Origin of the sequence: Streptomyces sp. NPDC048288 (assembly GCF_043201555.1) — a bacterium.
Lineage (GTDB): Bacteria > Actinomycetota > Actinomycetes > Streptomycetales > Streptomycetaceae > Streptomyces.
In genome coordinates, this window is record NZ_JBICZD010000013.1 from 279,764 (window position 1) to 299,779 (window position 20,016).

General features: G+C 71.4%; 20 protein-coding genes. 15 read left to right on the forward strand and 5 right to left on the reverse strand.

The annotated features are described in order from the left end of the window. Window positions 1-12 precede the first annotated feature (12 nt). Entirely contained in the window at window positions 13-621 is a 609-nt protein-coding gene (locus tag ACGFZS_RS39075) for a Fic family protein (protein ID WP_393799091.1), read from the reverse strand. Beyond that, the gene (locus ACGFZS_RS39080) at window positions 608-1,309 is read right to left on the reverse strand and encodes a hypothetical protein (protein WP_393799092.1); all 702 of its coding nucleotides are present in this window, start codon (window positions 1,307-1,309) and stop codon (window positions 608-610) included. Before ACGFZS_RS39080 ends, ACGFZS_RS39075 begins: the two co-directional genes overlap by 14 nt. A gap of 155 nt (window positions 1,310-1,464) precedes the next feature. On the opposite strand from ACGFZS_RS39080, the gene ACGFZS_RS39085 reads away from it, so the two are divergent. The 4 genes from ACGFZS_RS39085 (at window position 1,465) to ACGFZS_RS39100 (ending at window position 4,506) form a co-directional block, all read left to right on the forward strand. Further along, on the forward strand, window positions 1,465-1,929 hold the full coding sequence (locus ACGFZS_RS39085) for a hypothetical protein (protein ID WP_393799093.1): 465 nt from the start codon (window positions 1,465-1,467) through the stop codon (window positions 1,927-1,929). Window positions 1,930-2,114: 185 nt separating this feature from the next. Beyond that, entirely contained in the window at window positions 2,115-3,011 is an 897-nt protein-coding gene (locus ACGFZS_RS39090; protein ID WP_393799094.1) for a hypothetical protein, read from the forward strand. A gap of 96 nt (window positions 3,012-3,107) precedes the next feature. Next, complete coding sequence (locus ACGFZS_RS39095) at window positions 3,108-3,344, forward strand: hypothetical protein (RefSeq protein WP_393799095.1); 237 nt, start codon at window positions 3,108-3,110, stop codon at window positions 3,342-3,344. Between the two features lie 127 nt (window positions 3,345-3,471). Further along, window positions 3,472-4,506, forward strand: coding sequence for a DMT family transporter (locus ACGFZS_RS39100; RefSeq protein ID WP_393799096.1), 1,035 nt, complete (start codon window positions 3,472-3,474; stop codon window positions 4,504-4,506). On the opposite strand, the gene ACGFZS_RS39105 is transcribed toward ACGFZS_RS39100, so the two are convergent. Beyond that, on the reverse strand, window positions 4,476-5,342 hold the full coding sequence (locus ACGFZS_RS39105; protein ID WP_393799097.1) for a TIGR03943 family putative permease subunit: 867 nt from the start codon (window positions 5,340-5,342) through the stop codon (window positions 4,476-4,478). The genes ACGFZS_RS39100 and ACGFZS_RS39105 overlap by 31 nt on opposite strands. Then, window positions 5,339-6,301, reverse strand: a complete 963-nt coding sequence (locus ACGFZS_RS39110) for a permease (protein WP_393799098.1) — start codon at window positions 6,299-6,301, stop codon at window positions 5,339-5,341. The genes ACGFZS_RS39105 and ACGFZS_RS39110 overlap by 4 nt, the downstream gene beginning before the upstream one ends. Before the next feature lie 297 nt (window positions 6,302-6,598). Here ACGFZS_RS39110 and ACGFZS_RS39115 point away from each other — a divergent pair, with 297 nt between their 5' ends. The 8 genes from ACGFZS_RS39115 (at window position 6,599) to ACGFZS_RS39150 (ending at window position 16,742) form a co-directional block, all read left to right on the forward strand. Next, entirely contained in the window at window positions 6,599-7,393 is a 795-nt protein-coding gene (locus ACGFZS_RS39115; RefSeq protein ID WP_393799099.1) for a TIGR03084 family metal-binding protein, read from the forward strand. Next, entirely contained in the window at window positions 7,390-9,084 is a 1,695-nt protein-coding gene (locus ACGFZS_RS39120) for an acyclic terpene utilization AtuA family protein (protein WP_393799100.1), read from the forward strand. Before ACGFZS_RS39115 ends, ACGFZS_RS39120 begins: the two co-directional genes overlap by 4 nt. After that, entirely contained in the window at window positions 9,081-10,679 is a 1,599-nt protein-coding gene (locus ACGFZS_RS39125; RefSeq protein WP_393799101.1) for an acyl-CoA carboxylase subunit beta, read from the forward strand. The genes ACGFZS_RS39120 and ACGFZS_RS39125 overlap by 4 nt, the downstream gene beginning before the upstream one ends. Before the next feature lie 8 nt (window positions 10,680-10,687). Beyond that, window positions 10,688-12,550 carry a biotin carboxylase N-terminal domain-containing protein gene (locus ACGFZS_RS39130; RefSeq protein ID WP_393799102.1) on the forward strand — a complete coding sequence of 621 codons (1,863 nt, stop codon included), beginning with the start codon at window positions 10,688-10,690 and terminating at the stop codon, window positions 12,548-12,550. A gap of 82 nt (window positions 12,551-12,632) precedes the next feature. Further along, window positions 12,633-13,793, forward strand: coding sequence for an acyl-CoA dehydrogenase family protein (locus ACGFZS_RS39135; RefSeq protein ID WP_393799103.1), 1,161 nt, complete (start codon window positions 12,633-12,635; stop codon window positions 13,791-13,793). A gap of 26 nt (window positions 13,794-13,819) precedes the next feature. Continuing rightward, window positions 13,820-15,424, forward strand: coding sequence for a 4-coumarate--CoA ligase family protein (locus ACGFZS_RS39140; RefSeq protein WP_393799104.1), 1,605 nt, complete (start codon window positions 13,820-13,822; stop codon window positions 15,422-15,424). Then, the gene (locus ACGFZS_RS39145; RefSeq protein ID WP_393799105.1) at window positions 15,421-16,155 is read left to right on the forward strand and encodes an enoyl-CoA hydratase family protein; all 735 of its coding nucleotides are present in this window, start codon (window positions 15,421-15,423) and stop codon (window positions 16,153-16,155) included. Before ACGFZS_RS39140 ends, ACGFZS_RS39145 begins: the two co-directional genes overlap by 4 nt. Continuing rightward, on the forward strand, window positions 16,143-16,742 hold the full coding sequence (locus tag ACGFZS_RS39150) for a TetR/AcrR family transcriptional regulator (protein WP_393799106.1): 600 nt from the start codon (window positions 16,143-16,145) through the stop codon (window positions 16,740-16,742). Before ACGFZS_RS39145 ends, ACGFZS_RS39150 begins: the two co-directional genes overlap by 13 nt. A 78-nt stretch (window positions 16,743-16,820) precedes the next feature. Here ACGFZS_RS39150 and ACGFZS_RS39155 read toward each other — a convergent pair whose 3' ends face one another. Then, a complete protein-coding gene (locus tag ACGFZS_RS39155) occupies window positions 16,821-17,921 on the reverse strand; it encodes a citrate synthase 2 (RefSeq protein WP_393663265.1) in 1,101 nt (366 codons plus the stop codon). Window positions 17,922-18,043: 122 nt separating this feature from the next. Between ACGFZS_RS39155 and pdxH the strand changes: the two genes are divergently transcribed. The 3 genes from pdxH (at window position 18,044) to ACGFZS_RS39170 (ending at window position 19,920) form a co-directional block, all read left to right on the forward strand. After that, on the forward strand, window positions 18,044-18,760 hold the full coding sequence (pdxH, locus tag ACGFZS_RS39160) for a pyridoxamine 5'-phosphate oxidase (protein ID WP_355708903.1): 717 nt from the start codon (window positions 18,044-18,046) through the stop codon (window positions 18,758-18,760). Window positions 18,761-19,067: 307 nt separating this feature from the next. Continuing rightward, on the forward strand, window positions 19,068-19,469 hold the full coding sequence (locus ACGFZS_RS39165) for a RidA family protein (RefSeq protein ID WP_393799107.1): 402 nt from the start codon (window positions 19,068-19,070) through the stop codon (window positions 19,467-19,469). Continuing rightward, window positions 19,462-19,920 (forward strand): GNAT family N-acetyltransferase, encoded by a 459-nt coding sequence (locus tag ACGFZS_RS39170; RefSeq protein ID WP_393799108.1) that lies wholly within the window; start codon window positions 19,462-19,464, stop codon window positions 19,918-19,920. The genes ACGFZS_RS39165 and ACGFZS_RS39170 overlap by 8 nt, the downstream gene beginning before the upstream one ends. Window positions 19,921-20,016 lie beyond the last annotated feature (96 nt).

Here is a 20,016-nt window from a genome sequence, read left to right on the forward strand (position 1 = left end):
AAGGTGAAGGCTTCAGAGCCGGCGGCGGTTGAGCACCCCGATGAGAGTCGCAAGGTCGGCCGCGCCCGCCGGGTCGTCCGCGTAGCGGGTGGTCTGGAGAGGGCCGACCTCGGGAAGGACGATGCCCTCCCGAGCCAGCACGTGCACCAGGGCCACCAGGGCGGCGCGGGCGTTGCCGTCGGCGAACGGGTGGAAGAACGCCACGTCGAGGTACACGCGGGCCGCGCGGGCCGCCAGCGGGAGGTCCGGGTCGGTCGTCTCGCGCAGGCAGGACGCGAAGTCGGCCCGGGTGCGCGGGGTCAGGCCGTAGCGCTCGCGGCCGGCCTTCGCATAGGCGTCGTTCGCGCGGAACGGCGCCTGCGGTCCGCCGAGGATCTCGCGCTGCCAGCCGGACAGCACGGCGAAGCTCAGCGGGACAAGGCGTGCGGCATCGGCCAGGGCCAAGGCGTGGGCGGCGAGCAGACGTTCGGCGCGAACGGGGTCGCGCCGGCGCACCGGCCCTTCGCACCAGGTCCGGAACCCGTCACTCCCGGACGGGACCCGCCGGAGAACCGGTGCGTGCCGCCACTCGGCCTCACGGCGCACGCGCAGCCAGACCGACAGGCTGTCAGGAGCGGTCATGGAGATCCTCCAGGGCCGCCCTCTCCCGATGGTCCCGGTAGGGGGCATGGCCGGTGAGGCCGACGGCGAGGTCGTCGCCGACGGAATCGATCAGCGTCTGTTCAGGGGGGACCCAGCTCTTGAACCGGCCGCCGATCGCGCTGTCCACCGCTCGCGCGGCCTCGGCCCGGTCCATGCCGGTGGAGGTGAGGAACCAGCACAGAACCAGCGCCGCCTGCCCGTGCCAGCCCCCCTCCGCTCCGGAGCAGTCCAGCGCGTACGTCACCAGCCGGACGCAGGCCCGCTCCAGGTGCCAGCTGCGGTCCTCGGGCGAGGCGTCCGGCGGCGGCGCCAGTTCGGCGAAGCGCTCGGCCATGCGTTCCAGCCACTCCCGCCACTCCAACAGCGCGGCCACGACACGTGCCGCGGTCTCGTCCGGGGTCGTCACCGAACTCGGCCCGGTGACCCAGCTGCCGATGGGGCCGCCGTACCGGTGGCACCAGTTCCATCCCCGGGCCCAGCTGCCGTAGCGCTCCCGGACGATCGCGTCGACCTGGCGTTCGCACCAGTGTTCCCCCTGCCACCAGCCGGCCATACCGGAGAGCACGGGCGGCACCCACTCGCGGACCAGCGAGCGGAGATGGGCCTCCTCGTCCTCGTCCCAGGCGAACGGGTTCCGGCCCGGGTCGAGTTCGTCCCAGCCCTGCATGCCCCTGTGGGTGACGGGGGGCACACGGTTCTCGGGGAAGCTGTTCGATGTGTTCGCCCCACCAGTCTCCGCTCGAAGGCTCCCGGGGCGCGAACGGTTTTCCGGGCGCGGGCAGGATGCTCCGCCCCGTCGCACCAGGACCTGCGAAGAGCAGGGTGAAAGAGAGGAAGAGCAGGGTGAAAGAGAGTGAGAAGCGAGTGGGCGGAAGCGGATTCGGCATCCCGCCGAAAGCATCACCGGACGTCATCGCCGCACGGAACGCGCCGGCCGACAAGGTGTGCCGGGAACTGGAGCGGGGCGGGCTTCCCGTCCACCGGGGCGACGCCGAAGGCGACTCGTCACCCGGGACGTCCGGCACACGCGTGCACGTCGACCCGTCCACCGACGGTGGCGTCCTTGTCGCATGGCGTACGGGTGAGGACCTGAGAGCCGCTGCGGTGGACCTTCTCGAAAAGGGCGGCTTCTCAAACATCCCTCCGGTGCTCCGGCATCACGAGACTGTCGTCCAGCGCATGGCCGACGCCCTCGCCGGAATTCTGGCCTCGGCGGGATTCGAGGCGGCAGGGGCCGATCCGTACACACACGGAAGAGCGGTCCTCGTCAAGGGCGTACACACATGAGGGTCCGGGGCATCCGGCGCCCGGACGGGCCGCGACTCCGGTGAGTGCCCGTCACATCGGCCTTGTTACACACCTATTGCACAAGGGATCTTCAAGGATCCTCCATCCTCTTCGTAGGCTGCGTACGCCAATGGGCTCGGCCGGGGGCGACTCGCCGGGCCCCTCGCGATCCCAGGGGGATTCACATGCGTATACGCGTCGCGGCCACCGTTCTGTCCGGTGCGGTCGCACTCTCCGCGCTCGCTGTCCCGGTGGCCGCCCAGGCGGCGTCGAACCCGAGCGCGAAGGCGCGGCTCAGCTCCTTCTCCGCGAACACCGCGTCGGCCGCGCACACCGCGCACGCCACGAACTCCGCGCAGACCGTCCGGCCGAAGACCGGAATCGGGAGCATCGCCTTCTCCAAGGGCGTCGTCAACGGCGGCAAGGACATCGTCCTCGGCACCACCACGAAGAAGTCCGTCACCGCGACGTACACCGCCACCAGCTCCAGTGGCGTCGCGGTCACGGAGGCCTTCCTCTGGCAGGGCACCGACCCCTCCAGCACGGACACCATCACCGGCGCCCTGGGCACCGACGACGACCCGGTCTGCACCGAGTCGACCACCCAGACCGGCGTCTACAGCTGCAAGGCCGTCTTCAACATCGACGCGGCCGCCGACATGCCGGGCAACGGCGCCGCCGGCACCTGGAAGCTTGCCATCGGCGGCGAGGACCTGTCCGAGAGCAACAGCTTCGACGACAACATCGGCACCGGCAAGATCAAGAAGGCCTCCAAGCTGACCGTCGACGCCACCCCGGAGCCGGTGAAGAAGGGCAAGACCATCACCGTCACCGGCAAGCTGACGCGCGCCGACTGGAACACCGGCAAGTACTCCGGCTACGCGTCGCAGAAGGTGCAGCTGCAGTACCGCAAGAAGAGCAGCACCACCTACACCACCCTCAAGACCATCACCGCCGGCACCGGCGGCGCCCTCAAGACCACGGTCAAGGCCACGGCCGACGGGTACTACCGCTACTCGTTCGCGACCAACGCCACCACCGGCGCCTCGACGGCGACCGGCGACTACGTCGACGTGAAGTAGCTTTTGGTCACCTGAAGACTCGTTTCACTGCCGTTCGGCCCCGCCCCGCGCCCGGGGCGGGGCCGAACGTGTCGTCCAGTGGGGAACCGGTAGCCGATGCGTATCCGAATCAGCGCCTACGAGGGGCCGCTCACCGTGCAGTTCGAGCCTTCGGGCATGGAGTACGAACTGTCCTCGGGAGACCACCTCGACGTCCTGTTCCCGCCCGCGCCCGATGACCAGGTCGCCGGGCATGTCGAGTACCTGCCGGGCATGGTGACCGTGTTCGCCTCCTCGGACGTACCGGGGTTCACCCGGGCCTGGAACGCGAACGGCGAGGAGGTCACCACCTGACGGTGGCCGGCGGGCCACGCATCTCACCATCCAGGACAGTTCCATAAGGGGTTCACGCGCCTGTCGAAGTCCACTACCCTGGACTAAGAAGTGCATCGTAATGAACAGCTACCCTCCTGGACCGCCCGTGACCACCCCCAGCACCTCACAGCCGACGTCGACGCCCACGCCCGCCGCCACCGGTGTCCCGGGACGGCTCGGCTCGTTCGGTCCCGTCGGCCTGGTGCTGGCCGGCGGGATCTCCGTGCAGTTCGGTGCCGCCCTCGCGGTGACCCTGATGCCCAGGGCCGGCGCCCTCGGCGTGGTGACCCTGCGGCTGTTCGCCGCCGCCGTGGTCCTGCTCGTCGTCTGCCGGCCCCGGCTGCGCGGCCACTCCCGCACCGACTGGGGCACAGTGATCGTCTTCGGCATCACCATGGGCGCGATGAACGGCCTCTTCTACGAGGCCGTCGACCGCATCCCGCTGGGCACCGCCGTCACCCTGGAGGTCCTCGGCCCGCTGGCCCTCTCCGTGGTGGCCTCCCGGCGCCTCATCAACCTGCTCTGGGCGGGACTGGCGCTGGCCGGCGTCTTCCTCCTCGGCGGCGGGGGATTCGGCGACCTCGACCCCATAGGTGTCGTCCTCGCCCTGGGGGCCGGCGCCATGTGGGCCACCTACATCATCTTCAGCGCCCGCACGGGCCGCCGCTTCCCGCAGGCCGACGGTCTCGCACTGGCCATGGCGGTCGCGGCCCTGCTCTTCCTCCCGCTGGGCATCGCCGAGGCCGGCACCAAGCTGCTGAACCCGACCACCCTCGCCCTCGGCTCCTCGGTCGCGGTCCTCTCCTCCGTCCTGCCCTACACCCTCGAACTGCTCGCCCTGCGCCGGCTGCCCGCCCACACCTTCGCCGTCCTGATGAGCCTGGAACCGGCCATCGCCGCCACCGCCGGCTTCCTCATCCTCGACCAGGCACTGACCGCCACCGAGGCGGCCGCCATCGCCCTGGTCATCGCGGCGAGCATCGGCGCGGTCCGCTCCCAGGTGGGCCGCGGCCGACGGCCGGCGACCGGCCCGCGGGCGGAGCCGGTACCGGTGATCGGCGCCCAGCCGGAGCAGGTGGCCGGGGTGCGGCCGGAGCCGGTGGCGAGCTCTCAGCCGGAGGGGAACGGCAGCGCGTCCTGATAGCCGTTGGACGGCCGCTGGATCTTCTTCGTGGTCCGGGCGTCCAGCGCGACCGGCGCGGACTTCGTGCCCAGCTTCCCGCCCGGATGCCAGTTCCCGGTGACGGACACCCAGGTGTTGGCGGGCGGGATGCTGTCGCTGTAGATCCGGACCTTCACGGACTGCGCGTCGGCCGCGCAGCAGGAGATGATGATCCGCGTCAGGTCCCAGCTCCCGCCCCCGGCGACCGGCGTGACCAGACCGCTCATCCGCACCGTGCGCCCCTTGATGGCGAGCGTGCGGTCCTGCTGCACCCGGGTGGTGAAGTCCGTGAGCGTGATGGGCAGCGGCGAGGTCTTCGGCAGCGGATCGAAGTCGTCCTGCTCCGCCACCACCTTGGCGGGCTGCCGGGAGGCGGTGTACGCGCCGAGCGCCGGCGGGGCGTAGAAGAGCAGGCTCAGCGCCGGGAGCAGCAGCAGCCAGGCGACGCGGGGGACGGCGGAGTGGTCATGGCCGGCGTGTGCGTCCGCCCCATGGTGCTGCCCGGCCTCGGCGTGTGGTCCGGAACCATGTGCGTGGCCCCCATGTGCGTGGCTCCCATGTGCGTGGCCTCCATGTGTGTGGCTCCCATGTGCGGAGTCACCATGTGCCTGGCCCCCGTGCCTTCCGTGCCCCTTTCTCCCCTCCCGCGTCGCCGCCTCCGCGATGCCCAGCACCAGCAGCACTACCCCGGACACGACCAGCAGCGGGCGCATCCCGGGCTTGACGTAGCGCAGGCACAGGTCGGTGAAGAGCGAGGCGTGCAGTAGACCCAGGCCGCAGAGGACCAGCAGGGTCACCTGGAGCGGACGTCTCACAGCAGCACCCCTCCGACCAGCACACTGCACAGGACCGCGACGACCGTGGTGGCGGCCGAGAAGCGGGCCGCGAAGGCCCGGCCGAACGTGCCCGCCTGCAACGCGATCAGCTTGAGGTCGACCATGGGGCCGACCACCATGAACGCCAGCCGGGCGGTGGGCGAGAAACCGGTCAGCGAGGACGCCACGAACGCGTCCGCCTCCGAACACACCGCCAGGATGATCGCCAGCGCGGCCAGGAACAGCACCGACAGCCAGGGCGAACCGGCGAAGGTGTCCAGCACCGAACGCGGTACCGCCACATTGAAGGTGGCCGCGGCCATGGCGCCGACCACCAGGAACCCGCCCGCCTGGAGGAAGTCGTGCTGGAAGGCGCGCCGGAACTCCGTCCAGCGGTGCCGTCCCGGCTGGTGCCCGGTGTGCCGCACCGCCGGCCGCAGCCACTCCTCCCGGCCCAGCCAGAGCCACAGCCAGCCCATCACGGCGGCGGTGACCAGCGAGGCGAGCAGCCGGGCCAGCACCATCAGGGGCGTGCCGGGGAAGGCGATGGCGGTGGCGGTCAGCACGACCGGGTTGATGGCGGGCGCGGAGAGCAGGAACGCGAACGCGGCGGCCGGCGTGACCCCGCGCCCGATCAGGCTGTTCGCCACCGGCACCGACGCGCACTCGCACCCCGGCAGCACCACCCCGGCCAGCCCCGCGACCGGCACCGCCAGCGCGGGCCGTCTGGGCAGCATCCGGGTGAACACCCGCTCCGGCACGAACGCGTTGATCGCCCCCGACAGCGCCGTACCCAGCAGCAGGAACGGCGTCGCCTGCACGATCACGGCGAGACACACCGTCTGCCAGGCCTGCAGCGCGGCCTTGCTCACGCCCTGGCCGAGCAGGAAGAGCGCGGTACCCGGGACGACGGCGGCGGCCACGAGGAGCAGCGGCCAGAAGCGGGGGAGTTCACGCACAGGCGCGTCCTCGGCCGCCGGATGACCGGGCGCCGGATGACCGGCCGCCGGGTGACCGGCTGACGCGGGGTCTACGACGAGCGTCGCGTCCGCCCCCACGGCGAGTTCATCTGCCCTCCGCACGTCCCGCACGCCTCACACATCACTCCATCGCCGTATGTTCGCATCGAACATAGGGCATGGGCACACCTGTGGGGCGCCGGGCAGCCCCAGGGGAATCCCCTGCTTCGGGCTGCGTACGGCAAATTCATGCAAGCGTGCTTGATTGTTTCTGGTGCCGCTGCCATGCTCCTCCCCATGTCCGATCCGACGCCCGTCATCGACGACCTGCGTGAGGAGAGCGCGGAACTCGACCGGCTGGTGGCCGAGTTGGGAGCCGACCAGTGGGCTCTCGACACCCCCGCGCCCCGCTGGACCGTCGCTCACCAGATCGCCCACCTCGCCTGGACCGACCACTCCTCGCTGCTCGCCGTCACCGACCAGGACGCCTTCGCCCGCGAGGTCGAGAAGGCGCTGACCGCGCCCGGGGACTTCGTGGACAACGGGGCGGAGGACGGGGCCGCGAAGCCCCCCGCCCGGCTGCTTGCGGACTGGCGGGCCGGGCGCGAAGCCCTGGCCGAGGCGCTGCGCGCGGCGCCCGAGCGAGCGCGTTTCCCCTGGTACGGCCCCCCTATGTCGGTCGCCTCCATGGCCACCGCCCGGTTGATGGAGACCTGGGCGCACGGCCTGGACATCGCGGACGCGCTGGGAGTGACCCGCACCCCCACCGACCGGCTCCGGCACATCGCCCGCCTCGGCGTCCGCACCCGCGACTTCGCCTTCGGCGTGCACGGACTGCCCGTGCCGTTCGAGGAGTTCCGCGTCGAACTGACCGCCCCGTCCGGCGGGCTGTGGACGTACGGCCCCGAGGACGCCGACGACCGCGTCACCGGCCCCGCCCTGGACTTCTGCCTGCTGGTCACCCAGCGCGCCCACCGCGCCGACCTCGCCCTGCGCGCCGAGGGCCCCGACGCCGACCGCTGGCTGGACATCGCCCAGGCCTTCGCGGGCCCCCCGGGACCCGGCCGCACCCCGAAGGACGGCGCCCTGTGACCCTGCGCATAGGCAACGCCTCCGGCTTCTACGGCGACCGCTTCGACGCGCTGCGCGAGATGCTCACCGGAGGCGAACTCGACGTCCTCACCGGCGACTACCTCGCCGAGCTGACCATGCTCATCCTGGGCCGCGACCGCCTCAAGGACCCCGGCGCCGGATACGCCCGCACCTTCCTCCGCCAGCTGGAGGACTGCCTGGGCCTCGCCCACGAGCGGGGCGTGCGGATCGTCACCAACGCCGGCGGGCTCAACCCGGCCGGCCTCGCCGACGCGGTACGGAAGCTGGCCGACCGGCTCGGCATCAGTGTGCGCGTCGCCCATGTGGAGGGCGACGACCTCACCGCCGCCCACCCCGGCAGCCTCGCCGCCCACGCCTACCTCGGCGGCTTCGGGATCGCCGAGTGCCTGCGGGCCGGCGCCGACATCGTGGTCACCGGCCGGGTCACCGACGCGGCCCTGGTCACCGGTCCGGCCGCCGCCCACTTCGGCTGGCGACCGGGGGAGTACGACCGGCTCGCGGGCGCCGTCGTCGCGGGCCACGTCCTGGAGTGCGGCACCCAGGCCACCGGCGGCAACTACGCGTTCTTCGCCGCCGCGCGGGCCGCCGGCCGGGACCTCGGCCGCCCCGGCTTCCCGCTCGCCGAACTCCACGAGGACGGCAGCTGCGTCCTCACCAAGCACCCCGGCACCGGCGGCCTCGTCGACGTCGGCACGGTGACCGCCCAGCTCCTGTACGAGACCGGCGGCGCCCGTTACGCCGGACCCGACGTCACCGCCCGCCTCGACACCGTGCGGCTGAGCCAGGACGGCCCCGACCGGGTGCGGATCGAGGGCGTACGGGGCGAGGCCCCGCCCCCGGCCCTCAAGGTCGGCCGCAACCGGCTCGGCGGCTTCCGCAACGAGGTCGTCTTCGTCCTCACCGGCCTCGACATCGAGGCGAAGGCGGCCCTCGTACAGGAACAGATGGGCGACGCGCTCGCGCACGCCGAGCAGGCGCCGTCGGAGATCCGCTGGGACCTCGTCCGCACCGACCGCCCCGACGCCGACACCGAGGAGACGGCCAGCGCGCTGCTCCGGCTCGTCGTACGGGACCGCGACCAGGAGGCCGTCGGCCGGGCGCTCAGCGGAGCCGCCGTGGAACTGGCACTCGCCAGCTACCCCGGCTTCCATGTGCTCGCCCCACCGGGAAAGGGCGCGCCCTATGGGGTCTTCGAGGATGTGTACGTCCCCCAGGAGGAGGTGCCCCATAGGGCCGTCCTCCATGACGGGCGACGGATCCCTGTGCCGCCGGCCCAGGACACCCTCGTACTCCAGGACCTGCCCGCACCACCCCTGCCCGAGCCGCTTCCCGCGGGTCCCACCCGGCGGGCGCCGCTCGGGCTCGTCGCCGGGGCCCGCAGCGGCGACAAGGGCGGGAACGCCAACGTCGGCGTCTGGGTGGGCTCGGACGAGGCCTGGCGCTGGCTGGCGCACACCCTGACCGTCGACGCCTTCCGCGCGCTCCTCCCGGAGAGCCGGGAGCTGGCCGTCACCCGCCACCTCCTCCCCGGCCTGCGCGCCCTCAACTTCACCGTCGAAGGCATCCTCGGCCAGGGGGTGGCCGCCCAGCACCGCTTCGACCCCCAGGCCAAGGCCCTCGGCGAATGGCTCCGCTCCCGCCACCTGGACATCCCGGAGGCCCTGCTGTGACGGTCATCGAGACCACGCTCGACACCCGCACCCCCGACTACCGGGCGAACCGCGACGCCATGCTCGCCAAGCTCACCGAGCTGGAGGCCGAGCACGCCAAGGCCCTCGCGGGCGGCGGCGAGAAATATGTGACACGGCACCGGAAGCGCGGCAAGCTCCTCGCCCGCGAGCGCATCGAACTCCTCCTCGACCCCGACACGCCCTTCCTGGAGCTGTCCCCGCTGGCCGCCTGGGGCAGCGAATACGCCGTCGGCGCCTCGCTCGTCACGGGCATCGGGACCGTCGAGGGCGTCGAGTGCCTGATCACCGCCAACGACCCGACCGTGCGCGGCGGCGCCAGCAACCCCTGGTCGCTGAAGAAGGCCCTGCGCGCCAACGACATCGCCCTCGCCAACCGGCTGCCCTGCATCAGCCTGGTCGAGTCCGGCGGCGCCGACCTGCCCTCGCAGAAGGAGATCTTCATCCCGGGCGGCGCCATCTTCCGCGACCTGACCCGGCTCTCGGCCGCCGGAATCCCCACCGTCGCCGTCGTCTTCGGCAATTCCACGGCCGGCGGCGCCTACATCCCCGGCATGTCCGACCACGTGATCATGGTCAAGGAACGCGCCAAGGTCTTCCTCGGCGGACCGCCCCTGGTGAAGATGGCCACCGGCGAGGAGAGCGACGACGAGTCACTGGGCGGCGCCGAGATGCACGCGCGCGTGTCGGGTCTCGCCGACTACTTCGCCGTCGACGAACCGGACGCGCTGCGCCAGGCCCGACGGGTGGTCGCCCGCCTCAACCACCGCAAGGCCTACCCGGACCCGGCCCCGGCCGCACCGCCCAAGTACGACCCGGAGGAACTCCTGGGCATCGTCCCCGGCGACCTCAAGATCCCCTTCGACCCGCGCGAGGTGATCGCCCGGCTCGTCGACGCCTCCGACTTCGACGAGTTCAAGCCCCTGTACGGCACCAGCCTCGCCACCGGCTGGGCCTCGCTGCACGGCTACCCGGTCGGCATCCTGGCGAACGCGCAAGGCGTCCTCTTCTCCGCCGAGTCCCAGAAGGCCGCCCAGTTCATCCAGCTCGCCAACCAGCGCGACATCCCCCTCTTCTTCCTCCACAACACCACCGGCTACATGGTCGGCAAGGAGTACGAGCAGGGCGGCATCATCAAGCACGGCGCGATGATGATCAACGCGGTCAGCAACAGCCGCGTCCCGCACATCTCCCTGCTCATGGGCGCCTCCTACGGCGCCGGCCACTACGGCATGTGCGGCCGCGCCTACGACCCCCGCTTCCTGTTCGCCTGGCCCAGCGCCAAGTCGGCCGTCATGGGCCCGCAGCAGCTCGCCGGCGTCCTCTCGATCGTCGCCCGCCAGTCCGCCGCCGCCAAGGGCCGGCCCTACGACGACGACGCCGACGCGGCCCTGCGCGCCATGGTCGAGCAGCAGATCGAGTCCGAGTCGCTGCCGATGTTCCTGTCCGGGCGGCTGTACGACGACGGCGTCATCGACCCGCGCGACACCCGCACCGTCCTCGGCCTTGCCCTGTCCGCGCTCCACACCGCCCCCTACGAGGGCGCGCGGGGCGGCTTCGGCGTCTTCCGGATGTGAGGGACCACGTGACCACGTCGACCACGTCGATTTCGACCCTGCTCGTCGCCAACCGCGGCGAGATCGCCTGCCGGATCTTCCGCACCTGCGCCGACCTCGGCATCAGGACCGTCGCCGTGCACTCCGACGCCGACGCGAACGCCCGCCACGCGCGCGTGGCCGACACCGCCGTACGGCTGCCCGGCGCCACGCCCGCCGACACCTACCTGCGCGCCGACCTGGTGGTGAAGGCCGCCGTGAGCGCCGGCGCGGACGCCGTGCACCCCGGATACGGCTTCCTCTCCGAGAACGCCGACTTCGCCCGCGCCGTCCTCGACGCCGGCCTGGTCTGGATCGGACCGCCCCCTGAGGCGATCGAGGCGATGGCGTCCAAGACGCGCGCCAAGGAACTGATGGGCATCGCGCCCCTCGGCGACGTCACCGAGTCCGACCTGCCGGTCCTGGTGAAGGCCGCCGCCGGCGGCGGCGGGCGCGGCATGCGCGTCGTGCGCCGCCTCGACGAGCTGAGCGCCGCCCTGGAGGGCGCGCGCGCCGAGGCCGCCAGCGCCTTCGGCGACGGCGAGGTCTTCGTCGAGCCCTACCTCGAACGCGGCCGCCACGTCGAGGTGCAGATCCTCGCCGACACCCACGGCACCGTCTGGCCGCTCGGCACCCGCGACTGCTCACTCCAGCGCAGGCACCAGAAGGTGATCGAGGAAGCACCCGCGCCCGCCCTCCCCGACGGCCTGGTGAAGGAGGTGTACGCGCTGGCCGTGCGCGCCGCGCGCTCCGTCGCGTACGTCGGCGCGGGCACCGTCGAGTTCCTCGTCGCCGACGGCCGGGCCCACTTCCTGGAGATGAACACCCGCCTCCAGGTGGAACACCCCGTCACCGAGGCCGTGTCCGGCGTCGACCTGGTCGCGGAACAGATCCGCGTCGCCGAGGGCCACCCCCTCCCCCTCGACCCGCCCCCCGCCCGCGGCCACGCCATAGAGGCCCGCCTCTACGCCGAGGACCCCGCCCGCGACTGGGCGCCCCAGACCGGCACCCTGCACCGCCTCGCCGTACCGGACAGCGTCCGCCTCGACACCGGCTACACCGACGGCGACGAGATCGGCGTCCACTACGACGCGATGCTCGCCAAGGTCGTCGCGTACGCCCCCACCCGCGCCGAAGCGCTGCGCAAGCTGGCGCACGCCCTGGAGAACACCACCCTGCACGGCCCCACCACCAACCGCGACCTCCTGATCCGCTCCCTGCGCCACGAGGAGTTCACCGCGGCCCGCATGGACACCGGCTTCTACGACCGCCACCTCACCGAGCTGACGGCCCCTGCCCCCGACCCGCACGCCCCCCTCGCCGCCGCCCTCGCCGACGCCCACGGCCGCTCCCGCTTCGGCGGCTGGCGCAACGTCCCCTCCCAGCCCCAGACCAAGCGCTACCTGATGGCCGGCGAGGAACACGAGGTCCACTACCGCCACACCCGCGAAGGCCTCACGGCAGACGGCGTACGCGTCGTGCACGCGGGCGCGCGTCTGGTCGTACTCGAAGTGGACGGCGTACACCGGAAGTTCGAGGTGTCGAGCTACGGCGACCAGGTCCACGTCAACAACACGACCCTCACCGCCCTGCCCCGCTTCCCCGATGCCAAGGCTCAGTTGGCACCGGGGTCCTTGCTGGCACCGATGCCGGGAACGGTCGTACGGGTGGCGGAAGGCCTGGAGGCCGGCGCGGCGGTCGAGGCCGGCCAGCCCCTCCTCTGGCTGGAGGCGATGAAGATGCAGCACCAGATCACGGCACCGACGACGGGAACACTGACCGAGCTGCGAGTGGCCGTAGGACAACAGGTGGAGCCCGGCTCTCTATTGGCGGTAGTACAAGCGCCCCTCTAGGGGCGCGGGGCTGCATCGAATTTGCGGCTACCGCCGCGCGAGCGCGAGCAACCACACACAACCCGCACCCGAAGGAGCCACAGTGCCCCCCCGAATCGAAACCGACGAACACAAGGCACTCCGCGCAGCGGTAGCCACCCTCGGCGCCAAATACGGCCGCGAATACATCACCCGCACCATCGCCGAGGGCCGCCCCCCGACCGAACTCTGGCAAGAGGCCGGCAAGCTCGGCTACCTCGGCGTCAACCTCCCGGAGGAACACGGTGGCGGAGGCGGTGGCATCACCGAACTCTCCATCGTCCTCGAAGAACTCGGCGCGGCGGGCTCCCCGCTCCTCATGCTCGTCGTCTCACCCGCCATCTGCGGCACCGTGATCTCCCGCTTCGGCACCGAGGACCAGAAACGCGCCTGGCTCCCCGGCCTCGCCGACGGCTCCCTCCTCATGGCCTTCGGCATCACCGAACCCGACGCCGGCTCCAACTCCCACCGCATCACCACCACGGCCCGCAAGGACGGCGCCGACTGGCTGCTCACCGGCCGCAAGGTCTTCATCTCCGGCGTCGACATGGCCGACGCCGTCCTGATCGTCGGCCGCACCGAGGACGCTCGCACCGGACGACTCAAGCCCTGCCTGTTCATCGTCCCCACGGATGCGGAGGGCTTCCAGAAACACCCGATCGACATGGAACTCAACGCCGCCGAGAAGCAGTTCGAACTGGTCCTCGACGACGTACGGCTCCCCGCGGACGCCCTCGTCGGCGACGAGGACGCCGGCCTGCTGCAACTGTTCGCCGGACTCAACCCGGAACGCATCATGACGGCCGCGTTCGCGATCGGCATGGGCCGCTATGCCCTGTCCAAGGCGATCGAGTACGCCCGCGACCGCACCGTCTGGAAGACCCCCATCGGCGCCCACCAGGCCATCGCCCACCCCCTCGCCCAGGCACACATCGACCTCGAACTCGCCCGCCTGATGATGCAGAAGGCAGCGCACCTGTACGACGCCGGAGACGACGTCGGCGCAGGTGAGGCCGCCAACATGGCCAAGTACGCGGCGGGGGAGGCGTGCGTCAGGGCCGTCGACCAGGCCGTGCACACCCTCGGCGGCAACGGCCTCACCCGGGAATTCGGCCTCGCCTCATTGATAACGGCCGCGCGCGTGGCTCGTATTGCTCCGGTGAGCAGGGAGATGATTCTCAACTACGTCTCCCACCAGACCCTGGGCCTGCCCAAGTCGTACTAGGCAGCCGCGCCCGCCTTGGAGGAACCGTGTTCCGCAGCGAGTACGCAGACGTTCCGCCCGTAGAACTCCCCATCCACGAGGCCGTACTGGGCCGGGCCGCCGAGTTCGGTGACACGCCCGCCCTCATCGACGGCACCGACGGCACCACCCTCACCTACGCGCAACTGGACCGGTTCCACCGGCGGATCGCCGCCGCGCTCGCCGACGCGGGCGTCCGCAAGGGCGACGTCCTCGCCCTGCACAGCCCGAACACGGTCGCCTTCCCGACGGCGTTCTACGCGGCCACGCGCGCGGGGGCCTCCGTCACCACCGTGCACCCGCTCGCCACGGCCGAGGAGTTCGCCAAACAGCTGAGGGACTCCGCGGCCCGCTGGATCGTCACCGTCTCCCCCCTCCTGGAACACGCCCGCCGGGCCGCCGAACTCGCCGGCGGCATAGCGGAGATCTTCGTCTGCGACAGCGCACCCGGACACCGCTCGCTCCTCGACATGCTGGCCGGTGAGGCCCCCGAACCGCAGGTCGACATCGACCCCGTCGAGGACGTCGCCGCACTGCCGTACTCCTCCGGCACCACCGGCGTCCCCAAGGGCGTGATGCTCACCCACCGGCAGATCGCCACCAACCTCGCCCAGCTGGACGTCTGCGTCCCCTCCGGCCCCGGCGACCGCATCCTCGCCGTGCTGCCGTTCTTCCACATCTACGGCCTCACCGCGCTCATGAACGCACCCCTGCGCAAGGGCGCCACCGTCGTCGTCCTGCCCCGCTTCGAACTGGAGACCTTCCTCAAGGCCATCCAGACCCACCGCATCACCGGCCTGTGGGTCGCCCCGCCGATCGTCCTCGCCCTCGCCAAGCACCCGCTCGTCGAGCAGTACGACCTGTCCTCCCTGAAGTACGTCATGAGCGCCGCCGCCCCGCTGGACGCCAAGCTCGCCACGGCCGGCGGACAGCGCCTGGGCCTGCCGCCCGTCGCCCAGGGCTACGGCATGACCGAACTCTCCCCCGGCACCCACATCGTCCCCCTCGACGCCCTCGGCACCGCACCGCCCGGCACCGTCGGCAAGCTCATCCCCGGCACCGAGATGCGGATCGTGTCGCTCGACGACCCGCACAAGGACGTCGGCATCGGCGAACCCGGCGAGATCGCCATCCGCGGCCCCCAGGTCATGAAGGGCTACCTCGGCAAACCCGAGGCCACCGCCGAGATGATCGACCCCGACGGCTGGCTGCACACCGGCGACGTCGGCCACGTCGACGCCGACGGCTGGCTCTACGTCGTCGACCGCGTCAAGGAACTCATCAAGTACAAGGGCTTCCAGGTGGCCCCCGCCGAACTCGAGGCCCTCCTGCTCACCCACCCCGGCATCGCCGACGCCGCCGTCATCGGCGCCTACAACGAGGACGGCAACGAGATCCCGCACGCCTTCGTCGTCCGCCGGCCCACCGACGACGACACCCCCGAGCTCACCGAGAACGAGACCATGCTCTACGTCGCCGAACGCGTCGCGCCCTACAAGCGCGTTCGCAAGGTCAGCTTCATCGCCGGGGTGCCCCGCGCGGCCTCCGGAAAGATACTCCGCCGCGAACTGCGCGCCCTCGCCAAGGCCGGGGAACCCGAGGAGGGCCCATGACGTCGATCGGACAGACGCACACGCGTGCCGTCACCACCCTCAGCCTCGACTCCACCGCCACCCGCAACGCCCTGTCCGCCGCCCTCGTCACCGAACTCGCCGAGGCCCTCACCGACTGCGCCAAGGACCCCGACGTCCGCGCGATCGTCCTCACCCACACCGGCACCACGTTCTGCGCCGGAGCCGACCTGCGCGACCCGCCCCACCCCGACGCCCTCGTCGAACTCCTCCGCCAGATCGTCGAACTGCCCAAGCCGGTCCTCGCCCGCGTCACCGGCCACGTCCGCGCGGGCGGCCTCGGCCTGCTCGCCGCCTGCGACCTCGCCGCCGCCTCCACCGACTCCACCTTCGCCTTCACGGAGGTCAGAATCGGCGTCGCCCCCGCGGTCATCTCCCTGCCCCTGCTCCCCCGCACCGACCCCCGCGCCCTCGCCCGCTACTACCTCACGGGCGAACGCTTCGAGTCGGTGGAAGCCGTCCGGTTGGGTCTGCTGACCACCACCGCGGACGACGTCGACACCGCCCTCGCCCCCATCCTCGACGGCCTCCGCCGCTCCGCCCCCCAAGCCCTGGCCGAGACGAAACAGCTGCTCACGGCTAGGGTGCTGGAGACATTCGACCGGGACGCGGCCCACCTCACCGCACTCTCGGCCCGGCTGTTCTCCTCCGACCAAGCCCGCGAGGGGATGACGGCCTTCCTCGAACGACGGGATGCGGCGTGGGTGGTGTGAGCACGACGGAACGTGCCCCGAAGCAGGACCGCAGCCGGGCCACCCGGCAACGGCTCCTGGAAGCCGCCGTGGCCTGCCTCGCCGAACACGGCTGGGCAGGCTCCACGGTCGCCGTCGTCGCCGAACGCGCCGGCGTCTCCCGCGGCGCCGCCCAGCACCACTTCCCGACCCGCGAGGACCTCTTCACGGCGGCCGTCGAATACGTCGCCGAAGAACGCTCCACCGCCATCCGGGCCCTCTTCCCCCAAGGCACCACCGGCGACCGCAGAGCCGTCGTCTCCGCCCTCGTCGACCTCTTCACCGGCCCCCTCTTCCGCGCCGCCCTCCACCTCTGGGTGGCCGCCTCCGACGAGGACCAGCTCCGCTCCCGCGTCACCGAACTCGAAGCCCGCGTCGGCCGCGAAACCCACCGCATCGCCGTCGACCTCCTCGGCGCCGACGAATCCCGCCCCGGCACCCGCGAAACCGTCCAGGGCCTCCTGGACATGGCCCGCGGCCTGGGCCTGGCGAACCTGTTGACGGACGACAGGGCGAGACGTGAGCGGGTGGTGACGCAGTGGGCGGCACTGCTGGACGAGGCCCTATGAAAATCAAGGCGCGAAGCGCCTGATTTTCAGGGGCGCGGGGAACTGCGCGACCAGCCCCCACCCACCCGCACAGGCAACTCAGTGGGCGATATCCACAAAACCCTCGATGTCCTGAGGCTTCCGCACCCCCGGCCCCACATACCGCGCAGACGGCCGCACCAACCGCCCCGTCCGCTTCTGCTCAAGAATGTGCGCCGACCACCCCGCCGTCCGCGCACACGTGAACATCGACGTGAACATGTGCGCCGGCACCTCCGCGAAGTCCAGCATGATCGCCGCCCAGAACTCCACATTCGTGGCCAGCACCCGATCCGGCCGCCGATTGTGCAACTCCTCCAGCGCCGCCTTCTCCAACGCCTCCGCGATCTCGAACCGCGGCGCCCCCAGCTCCCGCGCCGTCCGCCGCAGCACCCGCGCCCGCGGATCCTCGGCCCGGTACACCCGGTGCCCGAACCCCATCAGCCGCTCACCCCGGTCCAGCGCCTTCCTGACGTACCCGGCCGCGTCCCCGGTCCGCTCGATCTCCTCGATCATCCCGAGCACCCGCGAGGGCGCACCCCCGTGCAGCGGCCCCGACATCGCACCCACGGCACCGGACAGCGCGGCGGCGACATCCGCACCGGTGGAGGCGATGACACGCGCGGTGAACGTGGACGCGTTCATGCCGTGCTCGGCGGCGGACGTCCAGTACGCGTCCACGGCGGCCACATGCTTCGGATCCGGCTCACCCCGCCACCGGATCATGAACCGCTCCACCACCGAGTGCGCCTTGTCGATCTCCCGCTGCGGCACCATCGGCAGCCCCTGCCCGCGCGCGGACTGGGCGACGTACGACAACGCCATGACGGCGGCCCGCGCCAGGTCCTCCCGGGCCTGCGCCGCGTCGATGTCGAGCAGCGGCTTCAGCCCCCACACGGGGGCGAGCATGGCGAGCGCCGACTGCACATCGACGCGGATGTCACCCGAATGGACGGGGATCGGGAACGGCTCGGCCGGCGGCAGACCGGGATTGAAGGCCCCGTCGACGAGCAGCCCCCACACGTTCCCGAACGACACGTGCCCGACCAGATCCTCGATGTCGACGCCCCGGTACCGCAGGGCGCCCCCCTCCTTGTCCGGTTCGGCGATCTCCGTCTCGAACGCGATGACTCCTTCGAGCCCGGGTACGAAGTCGGACATGGGGCGGCTCCTCATGAGGTGTAGGCGGAGGCAACTGCACCATAACCCCGAGTGCCAGAGTTGGGGAGCCCAGCGGCACTCAGTGCCACCACAGGTCTGCGTCACATGTGCCCCGGACCCATATGTGCATACGGCAAGATGACCGCGTGACCGACCGCGACGCCGCCGCCTCCGACGACCCCGTCCTCGACCCCGCCGCGATGCGCAAGCACTACCGGGCCGAGGGCTTCGAAGAGCACGACCTGGCAGCCCACCCCATGGACCAGTTCACCCACTGGTTCCACCAGGCCGCACGGGCCGCCGCCGACGGCATGATCTACGAACCCAACGCGATGGTCGTCTCCACCGCCGACGCCGAGGGCCGCCCCAGCTCCCGCACGGTCCTCATGAAGCAGTACGACACCCAGGGCTTCGTCTTCTACACCAACTACGACTCCCGCAAGGCCCAGGACCTCGCCGCGAACCCGTACGTCTCGCTGCTCTTCCCGTGGCACGCCATCGCCCGCCAGGTCGTCGTCACCGGCACCGCCCGCCGCACAGGGCGCGACGAGACCGCCGCCTACTTCCGCACCCGCCCGCACGGCTCCCAGCTCGGCGCCTGGGCCAGCACCCAGTCCTCGGTCATCTACTCCCGCGCCGAACTCGACGCCTCCTACGCCGAGCTGACCGCCCGCTACCCCGAGGGCGAACAGGTCCCGGTCCCCCCGCACTGGGGCGGCTTCCGCATCGCCCCCCAGACCGTCGAGTTCTGGCAGGGCCGCCAGAACCGCCTCCACGACCGCCTCCGCTACGTCGCCGACCCCGACGGCACCTGGCACGTGGAACGCCTCAGCCCCTGAGCGGGCACAAAGCCACCGCAAACGCAGACGACCCGCGAGCTCAGGTCCCTCCGCCTTACGACGGAGAAGCCGGCCGGACGCACCGGCGAGCTCGCGGGTCGGGTGACTGCTTGGGATTGGGCCGGCTGCACGTGTCTGTCACGTGCTGGTCCGGCACCGCACTCGGTGTGGTGACGGGCCGCTAGCCCGCAGCCACCTCACGCGTCCGGTATTCATACATCTGCCGAACCACCTCCCTTCTCGTGTGCCCCACACATTAAGAAGCCGCCGGGACAGTCTCAACTCTTTTTTCGTTAGCGTTCGGCGCATGACAAAACGGCAGGTGATTCTCAGTGGGTCGGTGTTCGAGGAGGAGATCGGGTATGCGCGGGCGGTGGTGGACGGGGAGTGGGTGCATGTGTCGGGGACGACGGGGTTCGACTATGCGGAGATGACGATCTCCGAGGATGTGGTGGAGCAGGCGGAGCAGTGTCTGCGGAACATCGGGGCGGCGCTGGCGGAGGCGAGGTGCGGGTTCAAGGACGTGGTGCGGGTGCGGTACCTGCTGCCGGTGCGGGAGGACTTCGAGCCGTGCTGGCCGGTGCTGCGGAGGGTGTTCGGGGATGTGCGGCCGGCGGCGACGATGATGGTGTGCGGGCTGGCCGATCCCCGGATGAAGATCGAGATCGAGGTGTACGCGCGACGGTCGGGAGGGGACGGGCGTGAGTGAGCTCCGGGTGGTCCTCGTGGACGGGGACGTGGACGGGGACGGGGGCGGGGCGCTGGAGCAGTGGCGGTATGTGCACAACGTCGTCGTGCCGCCTGCGGCGATGACCTTCGAGGAGGCTCGGGAGCGGCTTGCGCGGGGGAATCGGCTGGAGAACGCGTACGACGGGGACGTGCTGGTGGGGTGTGCCACGGTGCGGCCGGTGGTCGACGGGGTGGTGACGGTGATCGTGCGGGTGCTGCCGGGGTATCGGGGGCGGGGGTTCGGTACGGCCTTGTACGAGCATGTGGCCGGGTACGCGTGCGTGCCGGGGGTCGAGGCCGTCGAGACGTGTGTGCTGGGGGTCAACGAGGACGGGCTGCGGTTCGCGCGGCGGTACGGGTTCGCCGAGGTGGAGCGGTATGTGCTCGACGGGGAGAGCGACGAGTGGGTGGATCTGCGGCTCGTGCTGTGAGCGTCGGCGGAGTGCGGCTTGCAACGATTCCTTCAATCTTGCGGGAACACAGTGTGGGCTGCGTCACGTTCGAGTTGAATGAAGGGCAGTGAGTGA